The 15,384-nt window shown below is 65.9% G+C and carries 15 protein-coding genes; 3 read left to right on the forward strand and 12 right to left on the reverse strand.

All coding sequences use genetic code 11. The features are described from left to right. Nucleotides 1-11: 11 nt before the first annotated feature. From ABLE71_RS06165 to ABLE71_RS06200, 8 genes are all read right to left on the reverse strand, one after another. Nucleotides 12-407 (reverse strand): VOC family protein, encoded by a 396-nt coding sequence (locus ABLE71_RS06165; RefSeq protein ID WP_348782470.1) that lies wholly within the window; start codon nt 405-407, stop codon nt 12-14. 16 nt (nt 408-423) lie between these two features. Beyond that, entirely contained in the window at nt 424-918 is a 495-nt protein-coding gene (locus ABLE71_RS06170; RefSeq protein WP_348782471.1) for an SRPBCC family protein, read from the reverse strand. A gap of 91 nt (nt 919-1,009) precedes the next feature. Beyond that, entirely contained in the window at nt 1,010-2,299 is a 1,290-nt protein-coding gene (locus tag ABLE71_RS06175) for an RNA polymerase sigma factor (protein ID WP_348782472.1), read from the reverse strand. Continuing rightward, nucleotides 2,296-2,670: a YciI family protein gene (locus tag ABLE71_RS06180; RefSeq protein WP_348782473.1), complete on the reverse strand. Its 375-nt coding sequence runs from the start codon at nt 2,668-2,670 to the stop codon at nt 2,296-2,298. Before ABLE71_RS06180 ends, ABLE71_RS06175 begins: the two co-directional genes overlap by 4 nt. Before the next feature lie 247 nt (nt 2,671-2,917). After that, on the reverse strand, nt 2,918-3,088 hold the full coding sequence (locus tag ABLE71_RS06185) for a hypothetical protein (RefSeq protein ID WP_348782474.1): 171 nt from the start codon (nt 3,086-3,088) through the stop codon (nt 2,918-2,920). Between the two features lie 2 nt (nt 3,089-3,090). Further along, a complete protein-coding gene (locus ABLE71_RS06190) occupies nt 3,091-3,492 on the reverse strand; it encodes a hypothetical protein (RefSeq protein ID WP_348782475.1) in 402 nt (133 codons plus the stop codon). After that, a complete protein-coding gene (locus ABLE71_RS06195; RefSeq protein WP_348782476.1) occupies nt 3,492-3,716 on the reverse strand; it encodes a hypothetical protein in 225 nt (74 codons plus the stop codon). Before ABLE71_RS06195 ends, ABLE71_RS06190 begins: the two co-directional genes overlap by 1 nt. A 118-nt stretch (nt 3,717-3,834) precedes the next feature. Continuing rightward, nucleotides 3,835-4,044, reverse strand: coding sequence for a cold-shock protein (locus ABLE71_RS06200; RefSeq protein WP_348782477.1), 210 nt, complete (start codon nt 4,042-4,044; stop codon nt 3,835-3,837). Nucleotides 4,045-4,683: 639 nt separating this feature from the next. Between ABLE71_RS06200 and ABLE71_RS06205 the strand changes: the two genes are divergently transcribed. Together ABLE71_RS06205 and ABLE71_RS06210 are read left to right on the forward strand one after the other, a co-directional pair. Next, complete coding sequence (locus ABLE71_RS06205) at nt 4,684-6,552, forward strand: hypothetical protein (protein WP_348783673.1); 1,869 nt, start codon at nt 4,684-4,686, stop codon at nt 6,550-6,552. An 11-nt stretch (nt 6,553-6,563) separates the two neighbouring features. Beyond that, nucleotides 6,564-10,280, forward strand: a complete 3,717-nt coding sequence (locus tag ABLE71_RS06210) for a hypothetical protein (RefSeq protein WP_348782478.1) — start codon at nt 6,564-6,566, stop codon at nt 10,278-10,280. Nucleotides 10,281-10,387: 107 nt separating this feature from the next. Here the strand turns inward: ABLE71_RS06210 and nagA are convergent, their stop codons facing one another. Genes nagA through ABLE71_RS06230 form a run of 4 tightly spaced genes read right to left on the reverse strand, consistent with a single transcriptional unit; the run spans nt 10,388 to nt 14,226 of the window. Then, nucleotides 10,388-11,545, reverse strand: coding sequence for an N-acetylglucosamine-6-phosphate deacetylase (nagA, locus tag ABLE71_RS06215; protein ID WP_348782479.1), 1,158 nt, complete (start codon nt 11,543-11,545; stop codon nt 10,388-10,390). Next, a complete protein-coding gene (locus tag ABLE71_RS06220) occupies nt 11,542-12,552 on the reverse strand; it encodes an SIS domain-containing protein (protein ID WP_348782480.1) in 1,011 nt (336 codons plus the stop codon). The genes nagA and ABLE71_RS06220 overlap by 4 nt, the downstream gene beginning before the upstream one ends. A gap of 11 nt (nt 12,553-12,563) precedes the next feature. Continuing rightward, nucleotides 12,564-13,352 (reverse strand): GntR family transcriptional regulator, encoded by a 789-nt coding sequence (locus ABLE71_RS06225; RefSeq protein ID WP_348782481.1) that lies wholly within the window; start codon nt 13,350-13,352, stop codon nt 12,564-12,566. Beyond that, nucleotides 13,345-14,226, reverse strand: coding sequence for an N-acetylglucosamine kinase (locus tag ABLE71_RS06230; RefSeq protein ID WP_348782482.1), 882 nt, complete (start codon nt 14,224-14,226; stop codon nt 13,345-13,347). Before ABLE71_RS06230 ends, ABLE71_RS06225 begins: the two co-directional genes overlap by 8 nt. Nucleotides 14,227-14,425: 199 nt before the next feature. Between ABLE71_RS06230 and ABLE71_RS06235 the strand changes: the two genes are divergently transcribed. After that, nucleotides 14,426-15,352 (forward strand): N-acetylmuramic acid 6-phosphate etherase, encoded by a 927-nt coding sequence (locus tag ABLE71_RS06235; RefSeq protein WP_348782483.1) that lies wholly within the window; start codon nt 14,426-14,428, stop codon nt 15,350-15,352. Nucleotides 15,353-15,384: the final 32 nt, after the last annotated feature.

Genomic DNA, 15,384 nt, shown 5'->3' on the forward strand with positions numbered 1-15,384 from the left:
CGACGGAACGCTCAAGCCGGGCCGACAATGCCCCAGGTCACGCCGAAGGGATCCTTCACCTGGCCGTATTTGTCGCCCCAGAAGGCGACCTCCAGCGGCACTGCGATTTCCGCCCCGGCTTCGGTGGCGCGTTTCCACCGTTGGTCGGCGTCGTCGACGACGACATGCAACGTGACGTTCTTGGCCGGCGCGTCGGGAGCGCCGTGCTCCGGGAAAGGATCGTTGAAGAACATCGCCCCGCCGTTGATCTCGACATGGACATGCATGGAACGCCCGTCGGGCAGTTCGCGGCGATCCTTCAGCGTCGCGCCGAAGGCTTTTTCGTAGAAGGCGGTGGCGGCTTTCGTGTCGCTCACCGTGAAGTAGGCGATCACGCCTGGAATGCTGGGGTTCTTTTCTTCGACCATGTCTCAATCCTTACCGTCAGATCGTCTTCAGGAGTTGGGCGAGCTGGTCGGCGCACTGTCCCCAGCCCTCGTGGAAACCCATCTTCTCGTGCGCCTCACGGTCCTCCACGGTCCAATGCCGGGCACGCGCCCTATAGCGCGTCTTGCCATCTCCCAGATCCTCGAAGGTGACGATCGCCGTCATGAACGGCTTTTCCGACGGCTCCCAGGCCGAAGTGAAGGCATCGGTCATGACGAGCTTCTCGTTCTCGATCACCTCCAGGAAGACACCCGGGTTGGGGTAGTCCTTGCCATCCGGATCGCGCATCACCATGAGGCTGGAGCCACCCGGCCTGACATCCATCGCAACCCCCGAGATCGTCCAGGGCAGCGGCGCGAACCATTGCTTGAGGAGCTTCGGCTCGGTCCAGGCGCGGTACACTTTCTCACGCGGCGCGTCGAAGATGCGCTCCAGCACCAGCTCGCGCTCGAGCGGGAAGGCTGCCGCGGTGATGTTTGCTCGTACGTTCATCATTCCCTCCTGAAGACCGGTTCCATGCATCTATGACGAACAGCCCTCGCGGGTTTCGACATGGGAGCCGAAGTTTTTTTCAGGAGGTCTGTCAGGAGGCTGTTGTCGAGGCCCTGCCGGATGCACTGCCCTGGGCCGGCCTCTCAGCCGACAACCGGTCGAGATGCATGCGGATATGGGCGGCTTCCGCGGCAGTATTGGCAAGCGAGATGGCGTTGCAGAAGGCCTCGCGCGCCTCGGCGTCGCGGCCAAGCTGCATCAGCAGGCCGCCCTTGACCCCGAAGAAGTGGAAATAGCCCGAAAGCTTCGGCGCCAGCGGCTCGATCATGTCGAGCGCCGCCTGGGGGCCGCGCGACTTTGAGACCGCGACCGCATGGTTGAGCGTGACCACCGGCGACGGCTGGATGGCCTCCAGCGCACCGTAGAGCAGATCGATCTGCTGCCAGTCCGTGTCCTCCGGCTTCTTGGCGCGCGCATGCAGCGCTGCGATGGCCGCCTGGATCTGATAGGGGCCGGGGTTGCGGTGCCGCATCGCCTTGTCGATCAGCGCAAGACCCTCGGCGATCATCTCGACGTTCCACATGCCGCGGTCCTGGTCCTCGAGCAGCACGACCGCGCCGTCTTGGTCGAAGCGCGCCGCGGCCCGCGCATGCTGGAGCAACATGAGCGCGGTCAGCCCCATGATCTCGGGCTCGGCCTGGAACAGGCGCAACAGCAGCCGCGCCAGCCGGATCGCCTCGTCGCAAAGCGGCGCGCGCATGGACGCGTCGCCGCCGCTTGCCGAGTAGCCCTCGTTGAAGACGAGATAGATCATGGCGGCCACCGCGGCGAGGCGCTCGGAACGCTCGACCGGGCCGGGCGCTTCGAATGGAACCTCGGCCTGCGCGATCCTTGCCTTGGCACGGGTGATACGCTGCTCCATCGCGCTTTCGCCGACAACGAACGCACGCGCTATCTGCTTCACCGAGAGGCCCGACACGATGCGCAACGCCAGGGCGATCTGCTGCGTCGCGGGCAGCTCCGGATGGCAGCAGATGAACAGCAGCCGCAAGATGTCGTCACGGTAGTCGGCGCCATCCAACCTTTCGACGATAGTGGTCTCGGCGTCCTCGAGGTCGGAAAGTACACGCTCGTCCGGCAGCGGCTCGTTCTTGGAGCGGCGGCGCACGGCGTCGATCGCCGTGTTGCGGCCGACGAAGATTAGCCAGGCTGTCGGGTCGCGCGGCGGACCGTTCTGGGGCCAGGTCTTCAACGCCCTGAGGCAGGCTTCCTGGAACGCTTCCTCGGCAGTGTCCATGTCGCGGAAATAGCGCAGCAGCGCCGCCACCGCCTGCGGCCGTGCGGTGGTGAGCAGAGGGTGTATCCAGGCAATGTCGGTCATATGGTTGGGGCGACCGGATTGAGGACTCCGACCGGCCTTATCTCGTAGCAGCCGCCGCTCGGATTGGCGTCGGACAGCTCGCGCGCGAAGGCGACAGCCTGTTCGAGGTCGTCGCACTCGACCGTATAGAAGCCGAGCAGCTGCTCCTTGGTCTCGGCGAAAGGACCGTCGAGCACCAGCGTCTCGCCCTTCGCCTTGCGCAGCGTGGTGGCCGCCGTGGTCGGCAGCAGCCGGGCCACGGGGCCGAGCTTGCCGGCTTTGGCGTATTTCTGCTGGATGGCCAGCAGGTCCGTCATCACCCGATCGTCCTGTTCCCTTGTCCAGGACGAGATGGCGTCCTCGGAGGCATAGCAGAGCACGGCGTAAAGCATCCTGACATTCTCCCTTGTTCGAGGACGAAAGAGTAGGGCGAACGCCGACATCGCGTCGACAGTAAATGCACCTTGTCTTCGGTCCCGGCGGAGGGTAAAGGCGAGGGCAAACGAGCGTCGCGAGGACCGACCATACCTGAACCGCGACGTTGCGCGCATGGCGCTGCTGCTGGCGCTGGAGAGAGCGTGGGCAAAGGCTTGCGCCGGCCCATGCGCCCAACAGCCGGTTGGGGAGCTAGGGAAGTGGCTACTTCGACTTGCGCTTGCCGGGCGCCTTCGCGGCATCATTGAACAGGTCGCTGCCTGCGGGCGCCTCGTCCTTGGCCGCGGCAGGCTCACCGTCGCGTTTTTCAGCCGGAGCCTTCGTCGCGGCTGGCGCCGCCTTGGGCTGATCCTTGGCAGTGAACTTTATGGCCATCTTCAGTCCTCGTATGATCGCGGCGATCGCGGGCTCGGGTTGCGCAGCCGGCCGATCAGCGCTGAGACGGCGGTGACGTTCATCTCTTCGCGGGACCAGTTCTGCGTCTCCTCGATATGCCTGGGCGCTAGCTCGCGGTGCGTGCTGCCGCTATAGGCCGCGTCGGCGAAGACGGATTTCTCGTGCGATTTCTTGTCCTCGACGATGTATTCGATCAGATAATTGGGGCATTCAGCCCGGCTGCGCACGCCGATCCGCACCTGGGCGTCACCCTTGGCGCGCCGGCAGCGCTCAAGCTTCTCCAGAACGCGCCGCACATACTCGATCGGGTTGTCGAGCTGGACCACCACGTCGGCGATGATGGAATCGTCAGGGATCGTCGTTTTGACCGCGCGTTTGGCCATCAGCGTTTGGCTTTTCGCTTGGGTGCGGGGGCGTTCGCCGCAGCGAGAAGGTCGGCAGCCTGCTTTTCCAGGCGCAATTCCCGCAGGCGCGCAGTTTTCTCTTCGCGGGCCTGGCTGACAGCGTCCTGTTCCGACAGGATGCGGCCGAGCGACAGCGACTGGGTTTGCGTCTTGCTGAATGCGGATTCAGCCTGATCGCGGGATTTCCTGGAGTTCGCGCTCAAAGTTCTCACCCTTGCTGTTGTGCATGGCCTGAACGAAAAAGGCCAGGCATTCGCCTGACCTTTCGTGGCATTGGACTAGCTCGACGCCGCAACTGCGGTCACGACGAGCGAATGCCGGTCAGACCGCCTTCAGCTGATCGGCGGACATCTTGCCGGACTTGTTGTCGCGGACCATTTCGTAGCCGAGCTTCTGACCTTCGGCGAGATCACGCATTCCGGCGCGCTCGACGGCCGAGATGTGAACGAAAACGTCAGCGCCGCCGTCGTCGGACTGAATAAAACCAAAGCCTTTTGTGGCGTTGAACCATTTCACTGTGCCTGTGCTCATAACGAACCCTTTCTTGGCAATATTGATACGCCGGCTTGCGAGTGCAAAACTGACGGGTTTCTCGATTTTTGAAGGGGAAGTTCGTCAAAGGCACGCAGTTCGCGCGCAGAAACAAAAGTCGATCTAGCAAAACATCGATCAAATATCTTTAGGCTTATTCTTTCTGAAAGTCAAATCTTGGTTCCAATTTCCGGACCAATCCAATGAACCTTTTCCGCCCAGGCGCCGACTGAACGACCAGGCGCCGCAATGGTGCGGCCCCGAATGGAAAAGGAAAGGCCCATGACCAGACAAACAATGTCGGGGTCAGCGGGATCATCCGGCATCCGGCGCAAAGGCGAAGAGCCCGGCGCGGCGGGTGCTGTCCTGATTCGATTGACCCAAGGTAATGCCCGGCATATGCTCGCCCCGAGGGATTCCGAAAGGAACGCCAGGGGGGAGAGTGCCGGGTCACCGCGTTTCGCTCCTTGTCGCGCGTTGCTCCAGGCAGTTTCTCCCGCCCGTACCGGGAGGAGAAGCGTCATGCCACGCAGTCGCGGCGTTCTGCGTTTGCTTGCCTGCAACCTGACGACCGGCGGAGATCTGCGTGGCAGACTTGCCGCCGGCAGCGCGCTTCTCGCGCTGGCGCTCGGCGCAAGCATGTATTCCAGCGTGCCCGCGCGGGCACAGGAAGCCCAGATCATCAATCCCGGCGCGATGGCCGTCACCGGCTTCTCCGGCACGATCATCCCCGGCATCGAGGAAGGCTTGCCGCCAGGCGTCGATGCCATCGAGGAGACCTTTATCGATACGGAACGCGCGACCTTGCGCGTTTTCGACGTTTCGGCGCTCGGCGGTCCGCCGTCCGGCCAACTCGTCTACACGCCGCAGCCCTTCGAGGTTCTCGCCGGCCAGATCGGCCAGGTCTTCGCGCTCACCTATGACGACGGCGTGCGCGACGGCACGCCTTCCGGCGTCCCGAATCTCTATGCGGGGGCGACGTCCCTGCATGGCGTCCGCATCGTCACGCCGGATGCCGACGGCGACGGGCGGCCGGAGCGTGAGCGCCGCGGCAAGGCCGGCGCCACCTTCATGGAGGGGCAGTTCGGCGAGGAGAACGGCGGCGGTCCGGGTTCGATCTGGAAGATCGACGGCCTGACCGGCGCCGTGTCGCTGTTCACCACCATCGAGGGCAACAGCGGTCCCGGCATCGGCGATGTCAGCTTCGACAAGGCGCATCGCCAGTTCTTCGCCTCCGATCTCGACAGCGGCCTCATCCACCGCATCGCGGAAGACGGCGCCGTGATCGATACGTTCGACCATGGCGTCGCCGGGCGTCCGGCGCGGAGCCTGCCGCCGGTTGCCGACGACGGCGCGGTGATGGACATCCAGGGCGCCGTCTTCGACAGTGAGGACCCCGACACATGGGGCTTCACGCAGGACGAACGCCGCATCTGGGGCGTCGCCGTGCATGGCGGCCGCGTCTACTACGCGGTCAGGGAGGAGGCGGAGATCTGGTCCGTCGGCCTTACCCAGGACGGCGCCTTTGAGGGCGATCCGCGCTGGGAGCTGACGGTCGATGCCGAGGAAGACCTCGCCGTCACCGACATCGCCTTCGACAACAAGGGCTTCATGTATCTCGCCCAGCGCGGCGAAACGGAAAACCGCTTCGACTACTCGCAGTTCGCCGATTCGGGCGACGGCGAGGTACTGCGCTACTGGCGCGAGAGCCCGGACGATCCGGCGACGGAATCGATCTGGGTGCCGGCGCCGCAGGAATACGCCATCGGCTTCCCGGAAGGGCATCGCCAGTCGGCCGGCGGCATCGACCTGCAATACGGCTATGACAGCCAAGGCAACTTCAACCCCAACGCCTGCTCCGACACGCTGGTCGCCACCGGCGACAAGCTGCGCGACAATCCAGCGCTTGCCGAGCAGTTGGCCGCCGGAGGTCCGCTCGCGGTCCACGGCGTGCAGATCACCGCGACGGTGCTGGTCAGGCCCCAGAACGAGCCGCCCTTCGGCTCGTGGTTCGTCGACTTCGATGGCTTCTTCGAAGACCCCGAAGTCGAGGGCCATGTCGGCGACGTGGAAGTCTGGCGTCCTTGCGAGGGCCGCGCCGGCTACTACGAGCAGATACCCTATCCGGGCGGCTATCCGGATCCGTTCTGGCCGCCGGAATTCCCGCCTCCGGGCAACTATCCACCCTGCATCGACGTCGAGGCAGTCGAGTACTTCTGCACCCCGGCCGGGCTCGAGGCCGATATCTATGTCCGTGACGTTGCAGGCATCGGCGGCGATTCAGTCAAGGCCGATTCCAGGACGCCCGGCGTATTCGTCACCCCGCTTCAGCAGACCCAGCCTCCGGGCGCTCCTTTCACCATCGGAATGAGCGGTTTCTTCCCGGGCGACAGGGTTGATGTCGGGCTCTGCTTCTACAGGCAGTCCGACGCCGATGCGGGCGGCTACTATCCTTGCTGCAAGGTGGTGGTCCCGCTCGATACGCCCCCAGTCAGCTGCGAACCGTGAGGGAGGATGAGATGAACGCGCTTCACCATTCCCCGCTCGCGACGAGCAACCCAACAACCGTCATGGAGACGATCATGAAACCCCTGTCGTTCGCCAGGCGCGCCGCGCGCTGGCTGATGGCGGCCGGGCTCGCGCTCGCCGCCATGCAAACCGTGCCGGCTCTTTCGCAGCCGGCGGCTGAGTTGCCGGAAGGTCTCGACCTCGATCCCGGTCCAACCCATCCAGGCGAGGCTGAACCCTTCTTCGAGAAGGTCGGCCAACAGATCAACTGCGACTACGTCCGCTACCGGCTTCGCTTCGGCGCCCGGGGCGACCCGGCGAAGTTCCTCGACCCGGCCTTCATCGCCGAAATGCAGAATGTGCGGATGGATTTCCGCGACACGCTGCCAGCCGGCCTGGAGATAGTCGACGTCCAGGTCTCCGGCGACGGAACCGACGCTGGTGGCGGTCCGCTTCCCGCGCCCACCATCTCGACGACCACCAACCCCAACGACACGGTCAAGGTGGACGACTTCCGTCTGTCGACCAGCGACCTCGACGGTTCGGGTGAAATCGATCGCCGCTACGTCGACTTCCTGATCACCGCGAAGATCGATCATGCGGCATTTCCCGCGCCGACGCTTGTCGCCAACCAGGGCTTCGTCGGCATCATCCTGGTCGGCGGGCCTGCAATCATGGTGCCGTCGCACGATCCGGCGCTGCCGGACGACGGCGATTTCAAGACCGGTGAGCCGACCGAGATACTCATCGACGTCACCCGCTGCGAACCACCGCCTCCGCCGCCCCCTCCGGGGGAGGAGTGCTTCAAGGTCGAGCGCGGCGAGGTCGATTGCGTGCCCGGCGGCGGCGCCTTCATCTACCACATGCCCGTCGGGCCTGAGTTCGGCGGCAAGTGGGTGCAGTTGCGAACCACCGCGCCCGGCATCATCGTTGCGCCCCTGTCGCAGCTCGTTCCGATGGGCGGCGGCGTGCTCGACTGGACAATCACCGGTGCTCTGCCCGGTGACGTCGTGCACCTCATCGTCACCGGCATCGAGACATATGCCGGACCCGAGGAAGGCGTCGGCCTCTGCTGTTCGCAGGTGATCGACATCGTTATCCCGGAGGACATCGAATGTCCGCCCGACGAGGGCGAGCCCGATCTGAAGGTCGAAAAGCGAGCCGATGATTCAAGCTGCACGCCGGAAGGCCCTTGCGACTTCACCATCCGCGTCACCAATGTCGGCGACGCGCCTTACAACGGCCCGATCGTGCTCGAAGAAGTGACCGGCCCGGGCGCGGCGCCAGTGGTCTCGGGACCCAATGTTCCATGGCTCTGCCCGCCTATGGTCAGCCCCATGGTCTGCACACATCCTGGACCCACGCTCAATCCCGGCGAATGGGTCGAGCTGAAGCTCGGCTTTGCACCCGGACCCGGCTGGGACTGGGACGCGATCCGCAACTGCGCCGAGTACGACTACACGGCGAGCGGATGGGAGCACACGTTCGGCTCGACCGACGACGACCGGGCCTGCGCCTCGATCCCGATCTGCCGTCGCGGCGATCCGGAATGCGATCCGCCGGAGAAGAAGGCCGACCTGCGCATCATCAAGGATCCGCGTGGTTCGCCGATCTGTACCCTCGACGGCGTCTGCTGGTTCTCCATCCGGATATTCAACAACGGCACCGACAACTATGCCGGTCCGCTGACTGTCATCGACGAGTATCCGACGGGCGTACCTGCGTCCTCGACCTTCGTGCCTAGCCCGCCCTGGGCTTGCGGCCCGATCGGCGGTGGCCAGTTCCAGTGCGACCATCCCGGCGTCGTCCTGGTGCCCGGCGCGTCCATCGCGCTTGGCGTGCGTGCTGTCGTCGGCGACGACTATGGCGATCTCATCCGCAACTGCGCGGAAGTGAAGGCCATACCGGACGAGACCGACCTCACCAACAATCGGGATTGCGCCGAAATGCGCATTCCCGGCCGCGACCCCGGCAGGCCGGAGTTGCGTATCGAGAAGACCTGTGAACAAGGCACGGCTGCCGGTGCAGCGGTGTCCTGCCGCATCACCGTCACCAGTACCGGTTCCGCGGCGCCCATGGGACCGGTCCGCGTCCACGACGTGGCCACGGTCCTCGGCACCGACACGGCAATCCAGATACTCACCGTCTCACCGGACGGTGCGGAATGGGATTGCGGTCCGGTGCCGGCCGACTCGCTGTCGTGCCAGATCCCTGGCGCAGTCATGACGCCCGGAACCAGCCGCCATTTCGACGTGACGGTCCAGTCTCCGACGTTCGGCCGCTTCGAGAACTGCGCACGCGGCAACTGGGGTCCTGCCCCCGGCAACGACATCGTCTATCCGTTCGGCGAGGCATGCGCCCAAGGTGGTGCTCCGCCGATCGCGGTCGAGAAGACGGGCGACAAGGAGTGCCGCGTCGGCGCGCCTTGCACGTTCGAGATCACGATCACCAACCGCGGCACGACCGGCTTCAGCGGTCCGGTCCGCATCGGTGACGCGATCGGCGTGGAAGGCATCGGCCGCCTGGAAGGAGTAGCGATCAGTGAGATCGTTCCGCCTTTCGGCTGCTCGCCAGAGCCAACCACGCTGCCGATGTCGTGCGTCGCGACCCTGACGCTCGGCCCCGGCGAGTCCAGAGTCCATCAGGTGACCGTGGTCATCCCGGAGGGCGGACCGCTCGCCAACATCAGGGAGCCTCTCTCCGGGCGCAACTGCGTCGGCGTGGTGCCTCCGGATACGCCGGTGGCGGCGGCCGAACGGAATATGACCGTCGCGCCGGAGACCACAGGACGGCCCGGAACGCAGCCTTACGCGTGCCATCCCTTCACCATCGCCGATGAGGTTGAGGAGTGCTCGCAAGGTTTCGTCATGAACGACGCCGGCCGCTGCGTGTGCCCGCAAGGCACGACCTTCCGCAACGGGCAGTGTCGCACGGTGGGTGGCGAGCCGCCGCCGCCTCCGCCGGCGGAAGAGTGCAAGCTGCTGCCCGGACAGATCCGCACCTCGGACGGACGTTGCGTCTGCCCGCGTGGAACGGAGCTGGACAACGGCCGCTGCGTTCCCCACGAGGGCCCGGTCATGTGCAGGTTGCTGCCCGGCCAGATCCGGACTCAGGACGGTCGCTGCATCTGCCCGCGCGGGACGAGCCTCGTCAGGGGCGAGTGCCGCAAGGACCAGCCGCCGCAATGCAGGCTGCTGCCTGGCCAGATCCGGACCCAGGACGGTCGCTGCATCTGCCCGCGCGGGACGAGCCTCGTCAGGGGCGAGTGCCGCAAGGACCAGCCGCCGCAGTGCAGGCTGCTGCCCGGCCAGATCCGGACCAAGGACGGACGCTGCGTTTGCCCGCGTGGCACCAGCCTCGTCAGGGGCGAGTGCCGCAAGGACCAGCCGCCGCAGTGCAGGCTGCTGCCCGGCCAGATCCGGACCAAGGACGGACGCTGCGTCTGCCCGCGTGGCACCAGCCTCGTCAGGGGCGAGTGCCGCAAGGACCAGCCGCCGCAGTGCAGGCTGCTGCCCGGCCAGATCCGGACCAAGGACGGACGCTGCGTCTGCCCGCGTGGCACCAGCCTCATCAGGGGCGAGTGCCGCAAGACGCAGGCCGAGCCCGAGCGCTGCCCGCGCGGCACCATCGGCACGCCGCCGAACTGCCGCAGGCTGCAGATCAGCCCGGACCTTCAGCAACTGCTGATACCGCGTCAGCCGAGCAACAACAACATCCAGAAGCAATAGGCCTGTCTGGACAATGAGAAGACCCCGCCGGTCCGCCGGCGGGGTCTTTCATTTGGGTATCGTGGGGGTTGCCTGTCGCTGACGGGCCGGTTCTGTTCCGCAGCTTGTCAGGCGGCGAAGACCTGCTTGCCGTCGATCCAGGCGCCCCGCATGTCGAGCTTGTCCGACAGCGCCACGATGTTGGCGGCGTTCCCCTTGGCAAACCGGCCAAGCCGGTTTGCCTGCCCGATAGCTTCGGCCGGATAGAGCGATGCCATGCGCAGCGCTTCATCGAGATCGAGGCCGATCGTCCGGCGCATGAAGCGCACGGCGGAGATCATGTCGAGGTCGGCGCCGGCAAGGGTGCCGTCGGCAAGGGTCAGCTTTCCGTCTTTGCGATAGATCATGCGGCCGTTCAGCGTGAAGCTGGTCATCTCGGTGCCGATCGTCGCCATGGCGTCGGTGACGAGGCAGATGTTTGCCGGCGAGATTTTCGCGCGTACTGCAATTCCTATGGTGGCCGGGTCGACATGGATGCCGTCTGCGATCAGTCCCGCCGATATCCGGCCATCATCCAGCGCCGCACCAACGAGCCCCGGCTCGCGGTTCCCGATCTGGCTCATTGCGTTGAACAGATGCGTCACCATCGACGCTCCGGCATCGGCATAGATGCGCGCTGTGGCATAGCTGGCTTCAGTATGGCCGAGGCTGACGATGATGCCCGCTTGCGTCAGCGCGGCAACTTGCTCAAGTGTGACGGACTCCGGAGCAACCGTGGTCAGCAGCGTCGGCAGTTGCTTCTTCGCGGCAACGAGCGCAGCGAGGTCCGCAGCCGTCATCGGCCGGATCAGCTTCGGATCGTGCGCTCCCTTGCGCGCGATGGAAAGATGCGGGCCCTCGAGATGGAGGCCGGCAAAACCGGGCACCTTCCTGCGCGTGGCCTCGATGCCGGCGGCGATCGCCGCCGCGGTGACTTCGGGTGTATCGGTGATCAGCGTCGGCAGAAGCGCGGTGGTGCCTAACGGCGCATGCGCGCGGCAGATCGTCTCGATGCCCTCGACATCGGGATGATCGTTCAGCATCACCCCGCCGCCGCCATTAACCTGCAGGTCGACGAAGCCAGGCGCCAGCATCTCGCCGGCCTCGATGCCGTCCGCGCCAGCCGGAACCTTGCTGCGCGCGACGATCGTCTCGACGGCAGCGCCGCGAACGATCAGCGCGGCATTGTCATGCCAGGCGTCGCCGTCGAAGATGCGTCTGGCACAAAGGGCGACGTACTTGCTCATACCGTCTCCGTCACCTTGCGCAGGTTCGGCGGCTGGTCGGGGTTCAGCCCCCGATGGCGCGCGAAGGCCTCGACGAATGCGTAGAAGGAGACGATCAGCGTCAGCGGATCGGTGATCGGATGACCCGTCGCCGCATGGGGCAACAACTGGGCCCTCGAAGCCAGCGCCGAAGTCACGAAAACGGACGCGCCCTTGCCGGCAAGCAGGTCCGCCGCCGAGGCCATCGACTGTTCGGAGGCATCGCGCGCAGCGAGCGCCACCACCGGGAAGCCCGGCCCGACCAGCGCCAGCGGGCCGTGCATGACCTCCGCCGCGCTGTAGGCCTCGGCATGCATGGCGCAGGTCTCCTTGAATTTCAGCGCGGCCTCGTTGGCGATCGCCGCCGACGGCCCGCGCCCGAGGATGAAGAGCGAATTCTCGCCGGTCAGCGCTCCGGCGATACCCATCCAGTCGCACTCGATCGCCACGCGCAGATGCTTGGGCAGGCGGCGCAGCGCCGCCAGCAGCTCGCGGTCATCCGTCCAGTGGGCCAGGAGCAGCAACCCGGCGACGGCCGAGTTGACGAAGCTCTTGGTCGCCGCGACGCTCTTCTCCACGCCGGCCAGAATGTCGATTTCGTGATCGGACGCCTCGGCCAGCGGCGAGCCCGCCGTGTTGGTGATGGCGATGGTGAGCGCGCCGCCGGCCCGCGCCGTCCGCGCCATGGCGACGATGTCCGGGCTCTTGCCCGACTGCGAGACGGTCAGGCAGGCCGAGCCGTCGAGCTTGAGCCTTGCGCCATAGATCGAGGCGATCGACGGCCCGAGCGAGGCGACCGGCACGCCCGCCGTCAGTTCCACAGCATATTTGAGGAACGCCGCCGCATGGTCCGACGAGCCGCGCGCGATCGTCGTCAGATAGCGCGGCGAAAGCGCCCTGAGCTGCCGCCCGGCTGCCGTCAGCGCGCCGTCCGACGCGTCGAGCAGGCGTGCCGCGGCTTCCGGTATCTCCAGGATCTCTCGCCGCATAAACGTTTCGGTCACGTCCTGTCAGGCCCTTCTTCGGTCCTGTCGCCGAGCCTCAGCTCGACGACGAAATCATAGGCGTCGCCCCGGTAAACGGAGCGGGTGAATTCGATGACCTTGCCGCTGGCGAGGTAGGAGATGCGTTCGATGTTGAGGCTCGCCGAGCCCGGCGCAGCGCCCAGGAGTGCCGCTTCCGCCTCGTTGAGATTCTTCGCCGACAGTCGCTGAATGGCGCGCACCGGGCGATGGCCGGTTTTTTCGAGCGCGCTGTAGAGCGACTCGCCGACCGCGCCCGGGTCGGGCAGGATCGCCGCAGCAAGCGATGCGCGCTCGATGGCAAGCGGCGTGTCGTCGGCGATGCGCAGGCGCGCCACCCGCGCCACCTGCTCGCTGGGCGACAGGCCGAGCGTCATCATCTCCTCGGGCGAAGGAGGATAGAGGCCGCGGTCGAGCCATTGCGAGCGCACCTTCATGCCGCGCCGCGCCATGTCCTCCGTGAAGGAGGTCAGCCGGGACAGCGGCTGCTCGACCCTGGAGACGCGCGGCGCCACGAAGGTGCCTGAGCCATGCCGCTGCACCAGCATGCCGCCCCTCACCAGATCATGCACGGCCTTGCGCACGGTGACGCGCGACACGTCGGCCTTGATCGCGATATCCCGCTCCGAAGGCAGCGCGTCGCCGGGGCCGATGACGCCGGAATTGACCGCGTCCTCGATGCTTTTCCTGAGCTGCAAATAGAGCGGCGCCCCCTTCTGCGGCGCGTCGCGCACGGCCTGGAAAATCCGTTCGGCGGCGTCAGCCATCCACGGCCTCCGCTTTGCCGAACAGACGCGCCGCCATCGCCACCGCGCCACCCAGCGCATCGCGAAGCGGGTCTTTCAGAATCGTCCGGAAGCGCTTCGGAAGACGCGGCGCATAGAGCGGCGCCAGCCCGCCGAGCAGGCAGAGCGGCGATTTCCCGTCGAGGTCGAGCGCCGCGAGCGATGCCTCAATTGCCGCGACCGCGCGCGCAAGGATGGCTTTTGCGACTGGGTCGCCCTTCGCCTCGAAGTCGAACACTTTTGGCGCGAAGCCGCCGAAGTCACCGGGCTTGGCGTTTACGGTGAATTCGACAACGTCCTCAGGATTGTTGCGGAAGACGGCGAGGATTTCCCTGGTAAGCGGCGAGGCGGGCCTGATCCCGTCATGCGCGAGCAGCGCCTCCTCGAGCAGGTCGCGGCCGATGCGGCTGCCGCCGCCCTGGTCGCCGACCTGAAAACCCCAGCCCCCGATCGCCCGCGTCCGGCCGTTCTTGCGCACCATATAGGCCGTGCCCGTGCCGAGGATCGCGATCGCGCCGTCGCCCTCGCCGACCGCGCCTTCGAGCGCGATCAAAGCGTCGGTCTCGACCTTGCTTCCGGCGAAAGGCAGGATCGTTTCGAGTTGCCGGGCATAGGTGCCGACATTGCTCCCGGCAAGGCCGAGCACGGCGTGGATCCGAGGGATGAGGCCAGGATCCTGGCCTGCATCGAGGCAGGCCAGCCGCGCGGCAGCGACGATGTTCTCGCGCGCGCCTGTCAGATCCGTGCGGATGTTGGCCGGGCCGCTTTTGCCATGCCCAACCACCTTGCCCGAGACGGTCGCGAGGGCCGCCTTGCAACTCGTCCCGCCGCCATCGATGCCAAGCACGAAAACCAAGAGAATTCCTCCGGGAGTTGATAATACCAATAAAATACCAATAGCCAAGTCTTAATTTTCATTGCGAAAAGGTTAAGCTGTATCGTATTGAATTTACAGTGCTTTACGGTTCAGGTTGCGCACGAGTGCGGATCAATTCGTTAACGGCGCTGGACAAGTGGTATTTTGTTGGTATTGTCCGTTGTCAGGAGGTCGCCGGATGGCTGAAAAGCGTACGGAAGCGTTGCATGAGCATGCCGGAGGGCTCGATCAACAGCCGCCGGTGATCGTGCTCGGCTTCCTCGCCGACGCGCAGGTCGCGGCCGCAAAAACCGTTCGCGATTCCGTCGGCGCCATCGCGGACGCAGCGGCCATCATGGCCGAAACCCTCGCCTCGGGCGGTAGGCTCGCCTACGCGGCGGCCGGCAGTTCCGGCCTGATGGCGCTCGCCGACGCGCTCGAACTTCCCGGCACCTACGGCATCCCGCGCGACCGCATCGTCGTGCTTTTCGCCGGCGGCGCTGCCGCACTGCAGGACATGGCCGGCGCGCCCGAGGATGACGCCGCGCAGGCCGCGCGGGAAGTCACCGACGCCGGGCTCTGCAAAGGCGACTGCCTGATCTCGGTTTCCGCAAGCGGCTCGACGCCCTATGCCGTCGGCGCACTGGAAGAGGCCGCCCGCCTCGGCGCGAAAACCATCGCCATCGCCAACAATGCCGGCTCGCCGCTGCTGGAACTCGCCGACGTGCCGATCCTGCTCGCCACGCCGCCGGAGGTCATCGCCGGCTCGACCCGCATGGGCGCCGGCACCGCGCAGAAGATCGCGCTCAACATGCTCTCCACGCTGGCCGCTATCCATCTCGGCCACGTGCATGACGGCTACATGGTCAATCTCCACGCCGACAACGCCAAGCTGCGCGGGCGCGCCGCGCGCATCGTGTCGGCCATTTCGGGCTGCGACGAGAAGGCCGCGCTCGCCGCACTCGAAAAGACGGGCGGCTCGGTCAAGCCCGCCGTCCTGATCGCCGCCGGCGCCGACGATGCGAGGAGCGCGCAGGAATTGCTCGACGGGACCGGACGAAGGCTTCGCCCGGCCCTTTCGAGGCTCAAAACTCTAGAGGGGAGCAGGCGTCAGCCAGTTCCGTAAAAGAAACCTTAAACAGGTCAACAGGGAGACTA

It is taken from the genome of Mesorhizobium sp. KR9-304, from assembly GCF_040049215.1.
Taxonomy (GTDB): domain Bacteria; phylum Pseudomonadota; class Alphaproteobacteria; order Rhizobiales; family Rhizobiaceae; genus Mesorhizobium_K.